Source organism: Streptomyces sp. NPDC000075 (genome assembly GCF_040301925.1).
GTDB lineage: Bacteria > Actinomycetota > Actinomycetes > Streptomycetales > Streptomycetaceae > Streptomyces > Streptomyces polychromogenes.
In genome coordinates this window covers 1-18721 of the sequence record NZ_JBEPFL010000060.1, presented here as the reverse complement: position 1 = coordinate 18721, position 18721 = coordinate 1, and the positions used below count along the sequence as shown (strand labels likewise).

The following is an 18721-nucleotide window of genomic DNA, read 5'->3' as shown; positions in this document are numbered from 1 at the left end:
TGACCCTGCGACTGCGACTACGGCTGCGGCTGCCGCTGCGCGGTGTGTTCTCCCCGCCCCGCCCTTCCTCCGTTCCCGCCTCAGGCGCCGGCGCGGCTGAAAGGATTCGGGGGCTCCGCCCCCGGACCCCCGCGCCTCAAACGCCGGCGAGGCTGGCGAGAACCCCCGCCCCGGCAGGGTCGTGCGTGGTCAGGAGGCGGCGCGGGTTTCGGTGATTTCCATGCCCGCGTCGCCGAAGGTGAGGCGGCAGGTGTCGGCGCGGTAGGTGGCCACCGAGACCGCCGCCGTGCCCTCCGCCGTGAAGTAGCGGGTGGTCACCAGGAGCACCGGGGCGCCGGGCAGCCGGTCCAGTTCCTTGGCGTCGTCGGCGCGGGCGGAGCCCAGTTCCACCGAGCGGTCCTGCCCGTCCAGCGCCAGCCGCTGGAGTTCCCGCAGGACGGCGCGGGCCCGCGCGGGACCGGCGGGGGCGTCGATGGCGGAGAGTCCGGGCACGGAGGCGGCGGGCACGTACAGCAACTCGGCCGCGACGGCCTGGCCCTGGGTGACGCGGGTCCGGCGCACCGTGTGGACCGGCTGGTCGGCCGCGGTGCCGAGCAGGGCGAGGACCGCCCCGGCCGGAACGGCCTCGACGGCGTCCACGGCCTCCCAGCCGTCGGCGCTCTCACCGGGCCAGCTGTGCCCCGTACTGCCGACGGCGACGCCCACGCGCGGCGGGGCGACGGTCGTGCCGACGCCGCGGCGGCGCTGCAGGCGGCCTTCGAGTTCGAGCTGCTCCAGGGCCTGCCGCAGGGTGGCGCGGGCGACTCCGAAGCGCGCGGCGAGCTCACGCTCGTTGGGCAGGACCTCGCCGACCGCGAAGTCCCGGTCCAGCGCCTCGCTGAGCACGGTCTTGAGGTGCCAGTACTTCGGCTCCGGTACCGATTCGAGCTGCGTGGTCCCCACCCTGACTCCTCCTGCGATCGCCGCCGTCGCCGTGTCCTGCGGCAGTTCCAGCGGCGGTTTTCCGCGCCGCAGTTCCGCGCCTTTGTTTATTAAAGGTTCCTGCACTATCCCTGCGACGATAGGACGGCGCCCCCCCTTGGTCAAGACCAATCCTGGCCACTCGGGCGGGCAGATCGGGCATATGTAGCAAGACGTTCACAGGATGTTCGCGCCCGGCTCGTGTTTCACGAAGGGCCCGCCCGGCTGCCTACCGGACGGTAATGATGGGGCCGTCCCACTCGCGTCCACCGATGAGGAGCAGCATGACCGCGACCGTCTCCTTCACGATCGATTCGCCGCCGGGCCCCCGCACCGCCACCGTCGCCTACGAGCGCAAGGGCGCGGGTGAACCCCTCCTCCTGCTGCACGGCATCGGCCACCACCTCCAGGCCTGGCACCCGGTCTCCGGCATCCTGGCGGCCGAGTACGACGTCATCGCCGTCGACCTGCCCGGCTTCGGGGCCTCCGCGCCCCTGCCGCCGGACGTCCCCTACGACCCGGCCACCGTCGCCCGGGCCCTCGGGGCGCTCTGCGCCGCGCTCGGCGTCGAGCGCCCGCACCTCGCGGGGAACTCCCTCGGCGGGCTCCTCGCCCTGGAGCTGGGGCGCCTGGGTCTGGCCCGCTCGGTCACCGCCCTCTCCCCCGCCGGGTTCTGGTCGGAGCCCGAACGGGTCTACGCCTTCACCGCCCTGCGGGCGCTGCGCGCCGGGGCCAGGGCCCTGCCCCACCCCGTCCTGGAGCGGCTGGCGAGCAGCGCCCCGGGCCGGGCCGCGCTCACCGGGAGCATCTACGCCCGCCCGGGCCGGCGCGCCCCGCAGGCCGTGGTCGCCGAGACCCTCGCCCTGCGCGAGGCCGCCGGCTTCGAGCGGACGCTGGCCGCGGGCGGCCCCGTACGGTACACCCAGGACGTGCCCGGACTGCCGGTGACCATCGCCTGGGGCTCCCGCGACCGCCTGCTCCCGCCGCGCCAGGGCGTGCGCGCCAAGCGGACGATCCCCGGGGCCCGCCTGGTGCGGCTGCGGGGCTGTGGGCACGTGCCGATGAACGACGATCCGGCGCTCGTCGCCCGCGTCATCCGGGACACGGCGCGAAGCGCCTGAGACACCGCACACGGCACCCGGCGGGGCGCGGCACGCCGGGAGAGCGGGCGGCGGGTGCCCGGGGCCGTGATCGGCTGACGGGTGTTCATCCACGGTTCGCATGGGCGACCCGGCCGGTCCGGTGTGCGACGGCACACTGGTCCGGCCATCCCCCCTGCCGTCCCTGGAGACGCACCCATGGCCTCGATGCCGCACACCCGACGGTCCCTGCTCGGCGGATCCCTCGCCCTCCCGGTGGGCCTGGCCCTGTCCACGGCGCTCGCCGCGCCCACGCTGGCCGCCTCCCCCCGGGTCCCCGCCTTCATCCGGTCCGGCCGCCCGGCCGCCCTCTGGGGCGTCCAGTCCGGCGAGATCACCGCCCACTCGGCCACCGTCTGGACGCGGTCGGACCGGCCGGCGCGGATGTACGTCGAGACCTCCCCGAGCGAATCGTTCCGTTACGGCGTCCACCGCCACGGCGGCCCCTTCCTCGGCCCCGCCACCGACTTCACCGGCACCACCACCCTGCGGGACCTGCCGCCCGGCCGGCGGATCCACTACCGGGTGGTGCTCACCGACCCCGAGGACCCCCGCCGCTGCGGCGAGCCGGTGCGCGGCAGCTTCCGCACCACCCCCGTCTCCCGCCGCCAGAACGTGCGCTTCCTGTGGTCCGGGGACCTGGCGGGCCAGGGCTGGGGCATCAACCCCGAGCTGGGCGGCTACCGCGTCTTCGACGAGATGCGTCTGCGCGACCCCGACTTCTTCCTCTTCAGCGGGGACACCGTCTACGCCGACGGACCGCTGAAGGCCGCCGTGCCGCTGCCCGACGGCCGCGTCTGGCACAACGTCACCACCGAGGAGAAGGCCAAGGTCGCCGAGACCCTCGCCGAGTTCCGCGGGAACTTCCGCTACAACCTGCTCGATCACAACCTGCGCGAGTTCTACTCCCAGGTCCCCGTCCTCGCCCAGTGGGACGACCACGAGGTGCGCAACAACTGGTACCCGGGCCAGCTGCTGGACGACCCGCGGTACACCGTCAAGGACGTGGACACCCTCGCGGCCCGCGCCCGCCAGGCCTTCGGCGAGTACTTCCCCGTGACCGACCTGCGCGGCGGGCGCGCCGAGGGCCGGATGTACCGGGTGCTGCGGCACGGCCCGCTGCTGGACGTGTTCGTGCTCGACATGCGCACCTACCGCGACGCCAACTCCCCCGGCCGCCAGAGCGACGACCCCGTCGGCATCCTCGGCACCGAGCAGCTGGCCTGGCTCAAGCGGGAGCTCTCGCGCTCCCGGGCCACCTGGAAGGTGATCGCGGCCGACATGCCGCTGGGCATCGTGGTCCCGGACGGGGCGACGGACTTCGAGGCGGTGGCCCAGGGCGACCCCGGGGCCCCGCTCGGGCGCGAGCTCCAGATCGCCGACCTGCTGCGCCACATCAAGCACCGGCACATCACGGGCACCCTCTGGCTCACCGCCGACGTCCACTACACCGCCGCCCACCACTACGCCCCCGAGCGCGCGGCCTTCTCGGACTTCGCACCGTTCTGGGAGTTCGTCTCCGGCCCGGTCGGCGCGGGCGGCTTCCCGGCCGGCCGGCTGGACGCGACCTTCGGGCCGCGTACCGCGTACGTCCAGTCGGCGCCGGTCGCCAACATGTCCCCGGCGGAGAACCCCCCGTACTACGGCGAGGTGGAGATCGACGGCGACAGCGGGGAGCTCACGGTGCGGTTGCGCCGCCAGGGAGGTGGCGTACTCTTCACCCGGGTCCTTCAGCCCGGCCGCGTCGAACAGTCCTGAAAGCAGGGGAACCGGCCGGAAAAACGGGAGAAACCTGCCAGAGCGACGCTTAACCAGTCGGTCACAGATCGTTCGTGATCACGCAACACCCGAGCGCCACAGTGGTGTGCATGACTGACCGTAGCCACGCCTCCGCCGCCCAGCACCCCCACCGCCACCACTGGCGCCGGGACCTCGTCGAACTCGCCGCCCTCTTCTGCGCCGTCGCGGTCGCCGACGGCATCGCCAACCTCGTCGCGCACGGTCCGAGCGGCCCGCTCCTGCTGGTCGCCTCGGCCGTCGCGCTGCTGGTCACGGCGGGCTTCCACACCTGGTGGGCCCGCCGTCACAGCCATGCGCCGCCGGGGCCCACGGCGCCCGCCGCCGCGCCCCTCACGGCGCCGGCGGAAGCGCCTGCGGCCGGGGCCCTCTGGCGGATGCGGACGACGGTGCGCGACGAGCCCGGCAGCCTCGCCTCGCTGTGCACCGCCCTGGCGCGGGCCGGTGTGGACATCCTGACCCTGCAGACCCATCCCCTCCCCGAGGGCGGCACCGTCGACGAGTTCCTGCTGCGCTCCCCCCAGCGCCTGGCCACGGCCGACCTGACCCGGGCCGTCGCCCGGGCCGGAGGCCGCAGCACCTGGATCGAGCGCGCCGACGCCCACGACCTGGTGGACACCCCCACCCGGGTCCTGGGCCTGGCCACCCGCACCGCCCTGGACGCCGCCGAACTCCCCCTCGCCCTGCGCCAGCTGCTCGGCCGCTGCACCATCCAGTCGATCCCCGCCACCACCCTCTCGGGCCGCCCCAACGCGGGCGGGGACGCTCCCGTCGAGGGCGTCCTGGAGGCCACGGTGATGCGGCTGCGCGACCCGTCGGGCGGTGCGATCACCGTGGAGCGCCCCTACCTGCCCTTCACCCCGACCGAGTTCGCCCGCGCCCGCGCCCTCGTCGAGCTCGACGCGCGCCTCGGCCCCCGCGTCCCGCGGAGCCAGGACGTGCTGACCCTCCCCGAGGGCAACGAGATCACGGTGCGCCGCGCCGACGGCACCGACCTGGCGGCCGCCCGCGCCATGCACGAGCGGTGCAGCGACCGCACCCTCGCCCTGCGCTACCACGGCCCGGTCGCCGACGCCGACCGCTACCTCGGCCACCTGCTCAGCCCCCGCTTCGGCCGCACCCTGGCCGCCACCACCGCCTCCGGCCGGCTCGTCGCCCTCGGCCACCTGCTGTGGGACGGGGACGAGACCGAGGTCGCGCTGCTCATCGAGGACGAATGGCAGCGCCGGGGCATCGGTTCGGAACTCCTGCGCCGACTGCTGGCGATGGCCGTGGAGGCCGGCTCCGACAGCGTGTACGCCGTCACCCAGGCCTCCAACACCGGCATGGTCGCCGCCATGCGCGGCCTGGGCCTGCCCCTGGACTACCAGATCGAGGAGGGCACCCTGGTGATCACGGCCCGGCTGGAGCCGGCCAAGGCCCTCAAGCGTGCGGAATCCGTTCTCCGTCAGGAGAACAAGCCCGTATGGTGATGACGTAGGGGTGTCGCTCATACGAAGATGTGCGCATGCCAGAGACCCTCCACGGTGACAGCGCAGCTCTCCTGCCCCGCCAGGTCGCCGACGCCTACGTCGACGAGCTCATCGCCATCAACCCGATCACCGGCACCTACCTCGGTGTCGCCGCCAGCTCGGGCAAGCTCCCGGACTTCTCGCCCGCCGGCCGGGCGGAGGCCGCCCGGCTCTCGCGCGAGACCCTCGCCCGGCTCGACGCGGCCGAACTGCTGCCCGGCGCCGACGCGGACGCCGAGCGCCGCTGCGGCCGTCTGCTGCGCGAGCGGCTGAACGCCGAACTCGCGGTCCACGAGGCCGACGAGGACCTGCGCGCCGTCAGCAACATCCACTCCCCGGCGCACGAGATCCGCGAGGTCTTCACCCTCACCCCGGCCGACACCGAGGAGGACTGGGCCGCGATCGCGGAGCGGCTGCGCGCCGTGCCGGCCGCCTTCGCCGGCTACCGCGAGAGCCTCGCCCTCGGCCTGGAGCGCGGGCTCCTCGGCGGCCCCCGCCCCACCGCCACCTTCATCGGCCAGCTCACCACCTGGGCCGGCCAGGACGGTGACGGCGAGCGGGACTTCTTCGGGGAGTTCGCCTCCGCCGGACCCGAGTCCCTGCGCGCCGAGCTGGACGCGGCGGCCGCCGCCGCGACCGAGGCCGTGGCCGGACTGCGCGACTGGATGCGGGACGTGTACGCCCCGGCCGTCGCGGACGCCCCGGACCCGGTGGGCCGCGAGCGCTACGCCCGCTGGTCGCGCTACTTCAACGGCACGGACCTGGACCTGGACGAGGCGTACGCCTACGGCTGGTCCGAGTACCACCGCCTGCTCGGCGAGATGAAGGCCGAGTCGGCCAAGATCCTCCCGGACGAGCCGAACCCGTGGAACGTGCTGCGCCACCTGGACGAGCACGGCACCCACATCGAGGGCGTGGACGAGGTCCAGGCCTGGCTCCAGGGCCTGATGGACGAGGCCATCGAGAACCTCGACGGCACCCACTTCGAACTCGCCGAGCGGGTCAAGCGGGTCGAGTCCAAGATCGCCCCCTCGGGCGGCGCGGCGGCCCCGTACTACACCAACCCCTCGGAGGACTTCTCCCGCCCGGGCCGCACCTGGCTGCCCACCATGGGGCAGACCCGCTTCCCGGTGTACGACCTGGTCTCCACCTGGTACCACGAGGGCGTTCCCGGCCACCACCTCCAGCTGGCGCAGTGGACGCACGTGGCCGACCAGCTGTCGCGCTACCAGGCCACCGTCGGCTGGGTCAGCGCCAACTGCGAGGGCTGGGCCCTCTACGCCGAGCGCTTGATGGACGAGCTGGGCTACCTCAAGGACGCCGAGCAGCGCCTGGGCTACCTGGACTGCCAGATGATGCGCGCCGCGCGCGTGATCGTGGACATCGGCATGCACCTGGGGCTGGAGATCCCGGCGGACTCGCCGTTCCACCCGGGTGAGCGCTGGACGGTGGACCTGGCTCAGGAGTTCTTCGGCATGCACAGCGGCCGGCCGGCGGACTTCATCGAGAGCGAGGTGACCCGCTACCTGTCGATGCCGGGTCAGGCGATCGGCTACAAGCTGGGCGAGCGCGCCTGGCTGCTGGGCCGGGACAACGCCCGCGCCGCGCGCGGGGAGTCCTTCGACCTGAAGGCCTGGCACATGGCGGCGCTGTCGCAGGGTTCGCTGGGCCTGGACGACCTGGTGGACGAGCTCTCGCGGCTCTGATCCCCCCTCCGTGCGCGACGACGGCCGCCCGCCCCCTCACGAAAGGGGGCGGGCGGCCGTCGTCGTGCGGCGGGCGGTGTCAGCAGCCGCAGTCGTCCGAGTCGGTCGGGGCCGTCAGCGGGTCGGCCCCGTCGCGCCGCTGCGTGCCCTGCCAGGTCTCGACCTCGAAGCCCTCGCGGATCCAGTACTCGATGCCGCCGAGCATCTCCTTGACCTGGAAGCCGAGTTCGGCCAGGGCGAGGGCCGAGCGGGTGGCGCCGTTGCAGCCGGGGCCCCAGCAGTAGGTGACCACGGGGACGTTCTTGTCGAGGAGCAGCTCGGCCTGTTCGGGGATGAGCGCGGTGGGCAGGTGGATCGCGCCGGGCACGTGGGCCTGGTCCCAGGACGGGGTGGAGCGGGAGTCGATCAGCTGGAAGCCGAGTTCGGCGCCCTGCTCACGGTGGGCCTTGAAGGCGGCGGCGACGTCGGACACGTCCGCGTGGAAGGCGAGGCTGGCCGCGAAGTAGGCGGCGGCCGCGGCCGGGCTGGCCGGGGGGACCCGCAGGACGGGGTTGGCGGTGGCGGGGGCGGTCGTGTGGTTCGTCGTCGTCATGGCTCAAAATCTACGAACAGTTGATCAGCCCGGGAAGTGGGATTCCCCGGCTTTCGGCTTGTTCCGCCGGGGAATCCCCTGCTAGATCTGGGCCATGACCGGCTATTCCCCCGACGCCACCGACTGGCGCATCCTGGCGGCCCTCCAGCAGGACGGCCGGGCCAGCTACACCGAACTCGCCCGCGCCGTCTCGATGTCCGCGAGCGCCGTCACCGAACGGGTCCGCCGCATGGAGGAGGCCGGGATCATCACCGGCTACACAGCCGTCGTCGATCACGAGAAGCTCGGCAAGGCGATCATGGCGCTGGTGCGGCTGCGCTATCCGCACGGCAACTACAAGCCGTTCCACGACTTCCTGGAGGCGACCTCCGAGATCCTGGAGGCCCACCACGTCACGGGAGACGACTGCTTCGTGCTCAAGGTGGCCGCCCGCTCCATGGGACACCTGGAGGAGGTCACGGGCCGGATCGCCGGGCTGGGCCCGGTGACCACCAGCATCGTGTACTCGTCCCCGCTGGCCCGGCGGCCGCTCAGTCCGTGACGCCCGCCGTCCGGTGGCGCACCACCGAGCCGCCGCGCTGCTTGACGATCTCCAGCTGGGCCTGGACCCGGGTGCGCAGGTCGCCGACGTGGCTGACGATGCCCACGCTGCGGTCGCGTTCGCGCAGCGAGTCCAGTACGTCGAGGACCTCGTCCAGGGCCTGGTCGTCGAGGCTGCCGAAGCCCTCGTCGATGAAGAGGGTGTCCAGCCGCATGCCGCCCGCCTCGTCGGTGACCACGTCGGCCAGCCCCAGGGCGAGGGCGAGCGAGGCGAAGAAGGTCTCGCCGCCGGAGAGGGTGGCGGTGTCCCGCTCGCTGCCGGTCCAGGCGTCCAGCACGTGCAGCCCCAGGCCGGAGCGCCCGCGCCCGCCCGCCCGGGCGTCGGAGTGGACCAGGGTGTAGCGGCCGCCGGACATGCGCAGCAGGCGTACGGTCGCGGCGGCGGCGACCTGTTCCAGCCGGGCGGCCAGCACGTACGACTCCAGCCGCATCTTGCGCTCGTTGTCGGCGGAGGTGCCCGCGGTGAGCCCGGCGAGGCGGGCCACCCGCTCGTACGCCTCGCGCAGCGGGCCCAGGGCGCGCAGCTCGTGTTCCGCCTGCCGCGACAGCCGGTCCAGCTCGGCGCAGCGGACCCGGGCGGCGTCCACGGCCGAGCCGGCGGCGCGCAGCCGGGCGGCGGCCCGTTCCGCGGCGGCCTCGGCGGCGGCGGGGTCGGCCGGGGGCAGGGCGGCGGCCGCGGCGGTGTCGGCCTCGGCGCGGCGGTCGGCGAGCATGGCCTCCTCGGCCTGCCAGGCGTCCGCGCGGTGCTGGAGGGCGGTGCGTTCGTACTCGGGGAGCACGGCGTCGGCGGCCGCGTCGGTGGTGTCGAAGCCTGCCTTGAAGGCGGCGTCGGCGAGCTGATCGTCGGCCTCCTTGAGGCGCGCGGCGGTGGTCTCGGCCCGGCGCAGCGCGGCGGCGGCCGTGGTGACCATCCGGATGCGGTCCTCCAGGGTGCGGGCGCGGGCCGCGACGCTGGGCGAGTCGCCCCGTACCAGGACGAGTTCGGCTTCGAGGGCGGCCTGCTCCTCGTCGAGGGCCTCGCGCCGGGAGGCCCGGGCGGCGGCCCGGCGTTCGGCTTCGAGCCGGTCGGAACTGCGCGCCTCGTGCTCCCGCTCGGCGCGGGCGAGGTGTTCGCGGGCGGTGTGGAGTCCGGCGGCCTCGGCGTGGGCGGCGGCGTGGCGGGCGCTCAGGTCGCCGGTGAGGGCGAGGAGTTCGGCGGTGGTGGCGTCACCGGCGGCGCCGGCCGCCTCGGCCTCGGCCTCCCGGACGGCGGCGAGCCGGCGTTCGACGGCGGCCCGGCGCTCCTCGGCCTGCTCGTAGCGGGCGTGGGCGGCGTCCTCGGCGGCCCGGTCCACGTGCCCGGGGGCGGGGCGGGCCGGCGCGGGGTGCTCCGGCGAGCCGCACACCGTGCAGGGCTCCCCGGAGGTCAGGGCGGCGGCCAGCTCGGCGGCGATCCCGCGCAGCCGGGCCTCCTTCAGCTCCAGCCAGCGCTCCTTCGCGGCGTACGACTCCTCGCGCACGGCGTCCAGCTCCCGGGCGGCGGCTCCGGCGTCGGCGGCGAGGGCGTCGCGGCGCCGGGCGGCGGCCAGCTGGGCCCGGGCGGGCTCCAGCCGGGCGGCGAGCTGTTCGGCGAGGGTGAGGGACTGCTGGGCGGCGTCGACCCGCTCCTGGAGGGCGGCCCGGGTGGCCTCCCAGCGGGCCAGCCACTCGGCGGACTCCTGGTGCTGCTCTTCGGCGTCGCGGGACTCCCGCTCCAGCGTGGCGCGCTCGCGGCCGATCTCGGCGCTGCGCTGTTCCGCCCGCTGGGCGGCGCCGGCCGCGCCGAGGTCCTCGCGCAGCCGCTGCTCGACGGCACCGAGCTGCTCGGTGCCGGCCCCGGCGAGGGCGGGGGGCAGCTCCGCCCGGGCGAGGGTCTCGGCGTGCGCGGCGGTGAGGTGGGCGGCGGCCGCGGCCCCGCGCAGCTCCAGGGCGGGGGCCACCAGGGCGCCCCGGCGGGCCCGGTCCAGCAGCTCGCGCACCCGTTCCCGCTCCGGCGCGGCCTGCGCCAGCAGCTCGGCCCGGCGGGCGGTCTCGGCGTGGCGGCGCTGGAGCCGGTCGAGTTCCCGGGCCTCCTCGGCGGCGCGCCGGGCCGCGGCGTGCCGGCCCTCGGCGGCGGCGAGGGCGTACTCGGCGACGGTGAGCCGCTCGCGGGCGGAGCAGCGGGCGACGGCCGCCCAGGCGCGGACGGCGTCGGCGAGGCCGGGGTCGCCCGGCTGGTGGGCGGGGAGCGGCCAGGCCCGCAGGTCGGCGCTGTCCCCGGCGGCCTGGGCGAGGCGCTGGGCGGCGGCGAGGACCTTCTCGTCGCCGGCCCGCACCTTGGCCTCGGCAGCCCGGCGGCGTTCGGCGAGCAGGGTCTCGACGGCGGCGAAGCGGCGGGTGTCGAAGAGCCGGCCGAGGAGCCGGCCGCGGGCCTCGGCGCCGGCGCGCAGGAACTGGGCGAACTCGCCCTGCGGGAGGAGGACCACCTGGCAGAACTGCTCGCGGCTCATACCGAGGAGCTGTTCGATCTCCTCGCCGATCTCCTGGTGGGAGCGGCTGAGGGCGGTCCAGCCCTCGGCCGTGTGCTCGCGCAGCCGGGACTGGGCCTTGTCCTTGGTGGTGCCGGTGCCGCGCTTCTTGGGCCGGTCCTGTTCGGGGCGCCGGGTGATCTCCAGGCGGCGGCCGCCTGCGGTGAGTTCGAGGGTGACCTCGGTCGGCGTGCCCGGGGCGGCGTGATCGCTGCGCAGGGTGGTGCCGGGGGCCTGGCGGGAGCCGGGGACGGAGCCGTAGAGGGCGTAGCAGACGGCGTCGAGCACGGAGGTCTTGCCGGCGCCGGTGGGGCCGTGCAGCAGGAAGATCCCGGCGGCGGACAGGGCGTCGAAGTCGATGTCCTGGGGTGCGGCGAAGGGGCCGAAGGCGGTGACCCGCAGCCGGTGCAGCCTCATCGGGTGCTCTCCTGACGGCCGTCCTCGAAGGACGCGGCCCGGACGCGGACCTCGTCGAAGGCGCCGCGCAGGACGGCCCGTTCGGCGTCGTCGGCGGCGGCGCCGACGCGGACGTGGGCGACGAAGTCCTCGGCGATCTCCTGGTCGCTGCGGCCGCGCAGGCGCTGGGCGTAGGAGGCGGCGTCGTCCTCCTCGCGGCCCTCGGGTTCGAAGGCGAGGCTGAGGGTGTGGGGGAAGCGGGCGGTGAGCCGGGCCATGGGGTCCTGGGGGCGCACGGGGTCGGTGAGGACGGCCTCGATCCAGCTGTCCTCGCGTCCGCTGAGCGCGGGGTCGTCCAGGAGGTCCTCCAGGCGGCCGCGCAGCCGGGCGAGGGGGCGGGGGACGGGGGTGTCGAGCCGCTCGGCGGTGATCTCCCCGGCCGGGCCGAGCTCGACCAGCCACATGGTCTTGCGGTGGTCGGCCTCGGAGAAGGAGTAGGCGAGCGGGGAACCGGAGTAGCGGACCCGTTCGTTGATCGTCTGGCAGCCGTGGAGGTGGCCGAGGGCCGCGTAGTCCACGCCGTCGAAGACGGAGGCGGGTACGGCCTCGACCCCGCCGACGGCGATGTCGCGCTCGCTGTCACTGGCCTGCCCGCCGGTGACGAAGGCGTGCGCGAGCACGACCGAGCGGGTGCCCTCGGGCCGGCCGGCGAGGTCCGCGCGGACGCGGTCCATGGCCGCGCCGAGGACGGCCTCGTGGCTGACCTTCTCCGCCGCGAACTCGTCCTTGACCAGGGCCGGTTCCAGGTACGGCAGCCCGTACAGGGCCACGTCGCCGTGGGCGTCGGCGAGCACCACGGGGTCGGCGCAGCCGGCCGGGTCGGTCCTGAGGTGGATCCCGGCCCGGCCGATGAGTCCGGCGCCGACGCCGAGGCGGCGGGCGGAGTCGTGGTTGCCGGAGATCATCACGGTGGGCACGCCGAGGTCGGCGAGGCGGTGCAGCGCGCGGTCGTAGAGCTCGACGGCGGGCAGCGGGGGCACGGCCCGGTCGTAGACGTCGCCGGCGACGAGGACGGCGTCGACCCCGTGCTCGCGCACGGCCTCGACGAGGTGGTCGACGAAGGCGGCCTGGGCCCCGAGCAGGTTGACGCGGTGGAAGGACCGGCCCAGGTGCCAGTCGGAGGTGTGCAGGAACTTCACTCGACCGCTCCGACCCGCACGCCCGCTCTCCTCCACGACTTCCGCGCCGACAGCCCCGCGCGTCGGCCATCCACGGTAACCCGTCCGCGCGGCCGCCCCGGCCCACGGGGGAAAAGGGCCCGCTCCGTTACGGGGCCGTGGCGGCGGTGACAACGTTCCGTGGCGGGAACCCGGTGGCGGCTCCGCGTCCTTGTCGGGCGTCGCGGCCGGTCGCTAGCTTCGCCGCATGCCGCTCCCGCGCCCTTCCCACGCACCGGTTCCGGGCCCCGCCCGCCGGACGCCGCCCCGTCCCTCCCGTACCCGTCCCGCTCTGCTCGCCGCCGGCTGCGCGGCGCTGCTCGCGCTGACCGCCGCCGTCCCCTCGGCCGCCGCGCCCGTCCGGCCGGCGCCGGCCGGGACCGGTGCGGTGGTGCTCGACTGGTACGACGTCACCGCGCGGACCGTCGCCGCCACGGCCGCCCCGACGCAGATCACCAACAGCCGCACCTGGGCCGTCGGCTGGATCGCCGCCGCCCGGGCCGCCCGCGAGGCCCCCGGCGGCGGCCCGTCCCGCGGCCGGTTCCAGGACGCGGCCGTCGCCTCCGCCGTCCACGACGTGCTGGCCGCCCTCGCCCCCTCCCGCAAGAACGACCTGGACACGGCCCTCGCCGCCACCCTCGCCGGGATCCCGGACGGGCCGGCCGAGGACCGGGGGGTGGCCGCCGGAGCCCGTCAGGCCAGGGCGGTGCTCGCCGCCCGGGCCGGTGACGGCCTCGACCCGGCCTCCTCGAACACGCCCTTCCCTGTCCCCCCGGCCGCCCCGGGGATCTGGCAGCCGACCCCGGACGGCTACGCGCCCGCCATCCAGTACGGGAACCGGCTGGCCAGGCCCTTCCTGCTGGAGCGCGCCGACCAGTTCCGGCTGGGTCCCCCGCCCGCCCTGGACTCCGACCGCTACCGGGCCGATCTGGAGGAGGTGCGTGCGTACGGCGCCGCCGACAGCGCGGTGCGCTCGCCGCAGCAGACGGAGACGGCGAACTTCTGGTACAGCGGTTCGCTGACCCTCTACACGGACGCGCTGCGGGTGGCCGTGGCCCGCTCGCACGGCTCGACCGCCGACCGGGCGGCGCTGCTCGCGCTCTTCCACGCCGCGTCCGTCGACACGCAGATCGCGACCTCCGACAGCAAGTACACGTACGTCCGCTGGCGGCCGGTGACGGCGATCCGTACGGGCTCGATCGGCACGGACCCGGCCTGGCGCCCGCTGCACAACACCCCGGCCCACCCCGACTACCCCAGCGGCCACGCCACCTACGCGGGCGCCGCGCAGGCGGTGCTGGACGCCCTCGCCGGGCCGGTGACGGAGCCCTTCGACCTGACCAGCCCGACCGCGCCGGGCGTGCGCCGCGCCTACACGGGCTGGGACCAGCTCACCCGCGACAACGTGGACGCCCGGGTGTACTCGGGGATCCACAGCCGCACCGCCGACGAGGCGGGCGCCCGGCTCGGCGAGACGGTCGGCCGGTACGCGCTGCGCCACGCGGACAGGCTGCTGTCCGGCCGCCTCTGACCGGCCCGCGCACGGAGGTTCAGCCCTCGCCGTAGGCCTCTCCGCCGAGCTCGAACCCGGCGGTCCCGGCGGTGACGTCGTTCAGCCAGGCCCGGAAGGAGTCCACGTCCGCCTCGGGGAGGCCGATCTCGATGGAGACGGCCTCCCCGTAGCGCACGTCCAGGACCGCGCGGCCGGTGGAGCGCAGGTCGTTCTGCGTCTTGCCGGCCCGCTGGTGGTCGACGGTGACGGTGGCCAGCCGGTAGCGGTGGCGGGTGACGGTGCCGAGCGCGTCGAGGGCCTCGCCGACGACGCCGCCGTAGGCGCGGATCAGCCCGCCCGCGCCGAGCTTGACGCCGCCGTAGTAGCGGGTGACGACGGCGACCGCGTAGCGGATGTCGCGCCGGGTCAGCATCTGGAGCATGGGCACGCCGGCAGTGCCGCCCGGCTCCCCGTCGTCGCTGGCCTTCTGGACGGAGGCGTCGGCGCCGATCACGTAGGCGAAGCAGTTGTGCGTGGCGGTGGGGTGCTCGCGGCGGATGCGCGCGATGAACTCCTGCGCCTCCCGCTCGGTCGCGGCGGGCGCGAGCGAGCACAGGAAGCGCGAGCGGTTGATCTCTGACTCGTGCGACCCCTCGCGGGCCACCGTCACGTACTGGTCTGCCTTCACCGTTCCACCCTAAGCCGTGGCCGGGAGCGGTCCCGGCCCGCACGGGGACCGGCCCGCACGGGTACCGGCGGCGGATCCCGGCTTCAGCCGGCCGGGGAGGCGGTGGAGTCGGCGACCAGCTCGGCGCCTTCCCGGACGTTCCCGGCGTCGCGGCGGTCCACGATCAGGGTCGCCGCTCCGGACTCTCCCCCGCTGAAACAGATCTCGATGCCGGTCACCCGCACGGCCCGTGCGGTCTCCCGGTCGCGCAGCACCGTCCCGACCTTGATCAGACCCTCCCGGACCACCCCTACCACCGGCAGGCCCGCCCGCCCCTTGATGTCGAAGACCCGCTCCACCGAGAACACGGCTCCCGTCCGCACGTCCACCCCCCTCGATCCCCTCGATCACACGACCGCCGGGGAGTCTACGGGGAATCGGACAGGTGTCCTTCGCGTTGATCCGGCGGAAGCACCCGGTGGACCAGGCGGCAGCAGGAGGCGGCACACGTGTACGGCGACCAGGAGACCATCCGCAGGATCCTCACCGAACTCGGTGACACCTGGGCCGTGGTCGGACTGTCCAACAACGAGGACCGGGCGGCCTACGGGGTGGCCAGGGTCCTCCAGCGGTTCGGCAAGCGCGTGGTGCCGGTCCACCCGAAGGCGGAGACGGTGCACGGCGAGCAGGGCTACCCCTCGCTGGAGGCGATCCCCTTCAAGGTGGACGTGGTGGACGTGTTCGTGAACAGCACGCTGGCCGGCAAGGTCGCGGACGAGGCGGTCGCCGCCGGTGCCGAGGCCGTCTGGTTCCAGCTGAACGTGATCGACGAGGCCGCCTACGCGCGGACCCGCGAGGCCGGGCTGGAGATGGTCATGGACCGCTGCCCCGCCATCGAGATCCCCGCCCTGCGGTAGTCCCGGTAGTCCCCCGGCGTCCGTCAGCGGTGGGCCTCGGCCCCCCGTACGGGCGGGATGGACACGGCCATCGTCATCTCCATCGCCTCCGCGCCCTCGTTGCGGTAGGCGTGCGGGACGTTCGCCTCGAAGGAGACGGCCCCGCCCGCCGGCACCACGTGCCGGTCGTCGGCGATCTCCAGCGTCAGCTCCCCGGCCGTGACGTGGAGCATCTCGAACGTCCCGGCCGGGTGCGGGTCGGAGGCCGTGCCGTCGCCGGGCTCCAGCCGGTAGGTCCACATCTCCACCGGCCCGCGCCGGTCGTCGCCGAGGAGCATGCGCGCCTCGCTGCCGGGGGTGCTGGACCACATCCGCACCCCCTGCCCCGGGAGCACCACGTGCACCTGAGGGCTGCGGTCGTGGTCCAGCAGGGTGGTGATGCTCACACCGAGGGCGTCGGCCAGTTTGACCGTCGTGCCCACGCTCGGGTTCGTACGGGCCTGCTCGATCTGGATGATCATGCCTCGGCTGACCCCCGCGCGGGCCGCGAGGGCGTCCAGGGTGAAGCCGCGCTCCCCGCGCCACCGCTTGAGGTTCCGGGCGAGCGCCTGGGTGAGCTGTTCGAGATCCGACACCATTCCGTCCAATATTTTGGATGACACAGTTCAACAGACTGAACTAACCTGCGGTGTATTCGATGCTGCACTCCACCGTTCACCGCACTGTACTGCGAGGTCCTGCCATGACCGCCCTCTTCGCCCTGGCCACAGCCGTGCTGTGGGGCCTCGCCGACTTCGGCGGCGGGCTGCTCACGCGGCGCCTGCCGGCGCTCACGGTGGTCGTGGTCTCGCAGATCGCCGCCGTCCTCGTGCTCGGCTCCGTGGTCATCGCCACGGGCGCCTGGCACGAGGCCGGACCGCAGCTGTGGTTCGCGGTGGCGGCGGGCCTCGTCGGCCCGGCGGCCATGCTCAGCTTCTACAAGGCGCTGGCCCTGGGCCCGATGGGCGTGGTCTCGCCGCTGGGCTCCGTGGGCGTGGTCGTGCCGGTCGGCGTGGGGCTGCTGCTCGGCGAGCGGCCCGGGGCGGGCCAGTTCGCGGGCATCGCGGTGGCCGTCGTCGGCATCGTCCTCGCGGGCGGCCCCGAGCTGCGCGGAGCGCCCGTGCAGCGGCAGGCGGTGATCCTGACCCTGATCGCGGCCTTCGGGTTCGGCGCGGTGATGGCCCTGATCTCCGAGGCCTCCACCACCGTCACCGGGCTGTTCCTCGCCCTCCTCGTCCAGCGGGTCACCAACGTGGCCGTCGGCGGGGCCGCGCTGTGGGCGCAGACCCGGCGCGGGGTCCCGGCGCTGCCGGAGGGCAGCGGCCCGCGGATCCTGTGGGGGCTGCTGCCGGCGCTCGCCTTCGTGGGCCTGGCGGACGTCGCGGCCAACGGCACCTACTCGATCGCCGCGCAGAACGGCCCCGTCACGGTGGCCGCCGTGCTCTCCTCGCTGTACCCCGTGATCACCGCCCTGGCCGCCTTCGCCGTGCTCAAGGAACGCCTGCGCGGCGTCCAGGCGGCCGGCGCCGGCCTGGCCCTGGCGGGCACGGTCCTCCTCGCGGCGGGCTAGGTCTCGCAGCGGACCGGGCCCGCGACGCCCGGCGGGATCCGGAAGGGCCGGCCTAAGCCGGCTCCTGCTCCGCCTCCACCAGCCCGGCCAGCCCGCGCAGCTGCTCGGAGGTCACCCCTTCCGGGATCGGCCTCGGCGCCGGGGTGCGCAGCGGCGGCTGCCAGCCCGTCTCCGGCTCCCAGCGGCGCACGATCTTGGCCGGGGCCCCCGCCACCACGGCGTGGTCGGGCACCTCGCCCCGTACGACGGCCCCCGCGGCCACCACGACGTTGCGGCCCAGCTTCGCCCCGGGGAGGATCACCGCCCCCGTGCCCAGCCAGCAGCCCGGCCCGATCTCCACCGGGGCACTGCGGGGCCACTGCCTGCCGACGGGCTCGTGGGGGTCGTCGTAGCTGTGGTTGGTGGAGGTGATGTAGACACCGGGGCCGCAGAAGGTGTCGTCGCCGATGCTGATGCGGGCGTCGGCGATGACGTGGCTGCCGCGGCCGAGGACGACGCCGTTGCCCAGGACCAGTACGGGGTCGGGCCCGAGGTCGAGGTCGGGCATCATCCCGGCGGTCAGGGTGACCTGCTCGGCGATGATGCAGTGCCCGCCCATCCGGATCCAGGGCTCGCCGAAGACGGTGCCCTGGGGGAACGCGAGCCGGGTGCCGTCGCCGATCGCGCCGAAGCGCAGCCGGCCCGGGTTCTGCGCGGTGACGGCGCCGGCCCGCTGCATCCAGCGCCAGCCGGCGTGGACCGCGCGGCTGGCGACGCTGCGGCGCAGGGCCGCCAGGGATGAGAACGTGTTCTGGTTCTTCGGCACCCGGCCACGGTAGTGGGCCCCGCGCCGGACGTCCGGACCGCGTTCCTGTGATCTTCACCCCATCGCGGCCCCGGGGCGGGCCGTGCCCTACGGTGCGGGTAGCGCGGCATCCGGAAAACAGAGGGAACGATCATGACGAACCAGACCGGCGACCCGGGCCAGACCGGCCAGGGCGCTCTCATCGCGGCCGTGGGCGACCGGCGGCCGTCCGTGGACCCGACGGCCTTCACCGCCCCGACCTCGGTCGTGGTCGGCGACGTCACCCTGGGCGCGGGCGCCAGCGTCTGGTACTCGGCGGTGCTGCGCGGCGACTGCGGCCCGATCACGCTCGGCGCCGACAGCAACGTCCAGGACAACAGCACGCTGCACGTGGACCCCGGCTTCCCGGTGTCCGTCGGCGAGCGGGTCTCGATCGGCCACAACGCCGTCGTGCACGGCTGCACGGTGGAGGACGACTGCCTGATCGGGATGGGCGCGACCGTGCTGAACGGGGCCGTGATCGGCGCCGGTTCGCTGGTTGCCGCGCAGGCCCTGGTCCCGCAGGGCATGGTCGTCCCGCCCGGCTCCCTGGTCGCGGGCGTGCCGGCCAAGGTGCGGCGGGAGCTCACGGCGGAGGAGCGCGAGCACATCAAGGTGAACGCCGCGATGTACACGGAGCTGGCGAAGCAGCACCGCGCCGCGCTGCTGCCGCAGGACTGACCGGAAGGCAGCCGGCGCGACCGGGCCCCGGCGCACGCGGGCCGGGCCCGGGACCCGTAGGCCCGCGCCCCGGGGCGCGGAAGCCCGGCCGCGCCGGGGCCGGACGTCAG

The 18721-nt window shown here is 75.0% G+C and carries 17 protein-coding genes; 9 read left to right on the top strand and 8 right to left on the bottom strand.

What is annotated here, in order from left to right:
- Nucleotides 1–189: 189 nt before the first annotated feature.
- On the bottom strand, nt 190–942 hold the full coding sequence (locus ABT403_RS37735; protein ID WP_344170991.1) for a GntR family transcriptional regulator: 753 nt from the start codon (nt 940–942) through the stop codon (nt 190–192).
- Between the two features lie 302 nt (nt 943–1244).
- Here ABT403_RS37735 and ABT403_RS37730 point away from each other — a divergent pair, with 302 nt between their 5' ends.
- From ABT403_RS37730 to ABT403_RS37715, 4 genes are all read left to right on the top strand, one after another.
- On the top strand, nt 1245–2081 hold the full coding sequence (locus ABT403_RS37730; protein ID WP_344170988.1) for an alpha/beta fold hydrolase: 837 nt from the start codon (nt 1245–1247) through the stop codon (nt 2079–2081).
- A gap of 177 nt (nt 2082–2258) precedes the next feature.
- Nucleotides 2259–3857, top strand: a complete 1599-nt coding sequence (locus ABT403_RS37725) for an alkaline phosphatase D family protein (RefSeq protein WP_425580361.1) — start codon at nt 2259–2261, stop codon at nt 3855–3857.
- A gap of 110 nt (nt 3858–3967) precedes the next feature.
- Nucleotides 3968–5368 carry a GNAT family N-acetyltransferase gene (locus ABT403_RS37720; RefSeq protein WP_344170985.1) on the top strand — a complete coding sequence of 467 codons (1401 nt, stop codon included), beginning with the start codon at nt 3968–3970 and terminating at the stop codon, nt 5366–5368.
- A gap of 35 nt (nt 5369–5403) precedes the next feature.
- Nucleotides 5404–7113 carry a DUF885 domain-containing protein gene (locus tag ABT403_RS37715; RefSeq protein WP_344170982.1) on the top strand — a complete coding sequence of 570 codons (1710 nt, stop codon included), beginning with the start codon at nt 5404–5406 and terminating at the stop codon, nt 7111–7113.
- Between the two features lie 79 nt (nt 7114–7192).
- Here ABT403_RS37715 and ABT403_RS37710 read toward each other — a convergent pair whose 3' ends face one another.
- Nucleotides 7193–7705, bottom strand: a complete 513-nt coding sequence (locus ABT403_RS37710; RefSeq protein ID WP_344170979.1) for a rhodanese-like domain-containing protein — start codon at nt 7703–7705, stop codon at nt 7193–7195.
- 94 nt (nt 7706–7799) lie between these two features.
- Between ABT403_RS37710 and ABT403_RS37705 the strand changes: the two genes are divergently transcribed.
- Nucleotides 7800–8246: an Lrp/AsnC family transcriptional regulator gene (locus ABT403_RS37705; RefSeq protein WP_344170976.1), complete on the top strand. Its 447-nt coding sequence runs from the start codon at nt 7800–7802 to the stop codon at nt 8244–8246.
- Here ABT403_RS37705 and ABT403_RS37700 read toward each other — a convergent pair.
- Complete coding sequence (locus ABT403_RS37700; RefSeq protein ID WP_344170973.1) at nt 8236–11247, bottom strand: AAA family ATPase; 3012 nt, start codon at nt 11245–11247, stop codon at nt 8236–8238. The two genes, ABT403_RS37705 and ABT403_RS37700, sit on opposite strands and share 11 nt — an antisense overlap.
- Entirely contained in the window at nt 11244–12425 is a 1182-nt protein-coding gene (locus ABT403_RS37695) for an exonuclease SbcCD subunit D (protein ID WP_344170970.1), read from the bottom strand. Before ABT403_RS37695 ends, ABT403_RS37700 begins: the two co-directional genes overlap by 4 nt.
- Before the next feature lie 226 nt (nt 12426–12651).
- Between ABT403_RS37695 and ABT403_RS37690 the strand changes: the two genes are divergently transcribed.
- On the top strand, nt 12652–13974 hold the full coding sequence (locus tag ABT403_RS37690; protein WP_344170967.1) for a vanadium-dependent haloperoxidase: 1323 nt from the start codon (nt 12652–12654) through the stop codon (nt 13972–13974).
- A gap of 19 nt (nt 13975–13993) precedes the next feature.
- Here ABT403_RS37690 and ABT403_RS37685 read toward each other — a convergent pair whose 3' ends face one another.
- A complete protein-coding gene (locus tag ABT403_RS37685) occupies nt 13994–14623 on the bottom strand; it encodes a YigZ family protein (RefSeq protein WP_344170964.1) in 630 nt (209 codons plus the stop codon).
- Between the two features lie 83 nt (nt 14624–14706).
- Nucleotides 14707–14985, bottom strand: a complete 279-nt coding sequence (locus ABT403_RS37680) for a hypothetical protein (RefSeq protein WP_344170961.1) — start codon at nt 14983–14985, stop codon at nt 14707–14709.
- 126 nt (nt 14986–15111) lie between these two features.
- On the opposite strand from ABT403_RS37680, the gene ABT403_RS37675 reads away from it, so the two are divergent.
- Nucleotides 15112–15519 carry a CoA-binding protein gene (locus tag ABT403_RS37675; RefSeq protein ID WP_344170958.1) on the top strand — a complete coding sequence of 136 codons (408 nt, stop codon included), beginning with the start codon at nt 15112–15114 and terminating at the stop codon, nt 15517–15519.
- Between the two features lie 23 nt (nt 15520–15542).
- On the opposite strand, the gene ABT403_RS37670 is transcribed toward ABT403_RS37675, so the two are convergent.
- A complete protein-coding gene (locus ABT403_RS37670; protein ID WP_344171025.1) occupies nt 15543–16133 on the bottom strand; it encodes a helix-turn-helix domain-containing protein in 591 nt (196 codons plus the stop codon).
- 107 nt (nt 16134–16240) lie between these two features.
- Here ABT403_RS37670 and ABT403_RS37665 point away from each other — a divergent pair, with 107 nt between their 5' ends.
- Nucleotides 16241–17107, top strand: coding sequence for an EamA family transporter (locus ABT403_RS37665; protein ID WP_344170955.1), 867 nt, complete (start codon nt 16241–16243; stop codon nt 17105–17107).
- A gap of 52 nt (nt 17108–17159) precedes the next feature.
- Here the strand turns inward: ABT403_RS37665 and ABT403_RS37660 are convergent, their stop codons facing one another.
- Nucleotides 17160–17912 (bottom strand): acyltransferase, encoded by a 753-nt coding sequence (locus tag ABT403_RS37660; protein ID WP_344170952.1) that lies wholly within the window; start codon nt 17910–17912, stop codon nt 17160–17162.
- 132 nt (nt 17913–18044) lie between these two features.
- Between ABT403_RS37660 and ABT403_RS37655 the strand changes: the two genes are divergently transcribed.
- On the top strand, nt 18045–18611 hold the full coding sequence (locus tag ABT403_RS37655) for a gamma carbonic anhydrase family protein (protein WP_344170949.1): 567 nt from the start codon (nt 18045–18047) through the stop codon (nt 18609–18611).
- The last annotated feature ends 110 nt before the right edge of the window (nt 18612–18721 follow it).

Bases quoted from the DNA above. Each gene is read 5' to 3' on its own strand.
- ABT403_RS37700 (WP_344170973.1), bottom strand. From the start codon at position 11,247: ATGAGGCTGCACCGGCTGCGGGTCACCGCCTTCGGCCCCTTCGCCGCA.
- ABT403_RS37720 (WP_344170985.1), top strand. From the start codon at position 3,968: ATGACTGACCGTAGCCACGCCTCCGCCGCCCAGCACCCCCACCGCCAC.
- ABT403_RS37710 (WP_344170979.1), bottom strand. From the start codon at position 7,705: ATGACGACGACGAACCACACGACCGCCCCCGCCACCGCCAACCCCGTC.
- ABT403_RS37730 (WP_344170988.1), top strand. From the start codon at position 1,245: ATGACCGCGACCGTCTCCTTCACGATCGATTCGCCGCCGGGCCCCCGC.
- ABT403_RS37725 (WP_425580361.1), top strand. From the start codon at position 2,259: ATGGCCTCGATGCCGCACACCCGACGGTCCCTGCTCGGCGGATCCCTC.
- ABT403_RS37715 (WP_344170982.1), top strand. From the start codon at position 5,404: ATGCCAGAGACCCTCCACGGTGACAGCGCAGCTCTCCTGCCCCGCCAG.
- ABT403_RS37665 (WP_344170955.1), top strand. From the start codon at position 16,241: ATGACCGCCCTCTTCGCCCTGGCCACAGCCGTGCTGTGGGGCCTCGCC.
- ABT403_RS37705 (WP_344170976.1), top strand. From the start codon at position 7,800: ATGACCGGCTATTCCCCCGACGCCACCGACTGGCGCATCCTGGCGGCC.
- ABT403_RS37690 (WP_344170967.1), top strand. From the start codon at position 12,652: ATGCCGCTCCCGCGCCCTTCCCACGCACCGGTTCCGGGCCCCGCCCGC.
- ABT403_RS37655 (WP_344170949.1), top strand. From the start codon at position 18,045: ATGACGAACCAGACCGGCGACCCGGGCCAGACCGGCCAGGGCGCTCTC.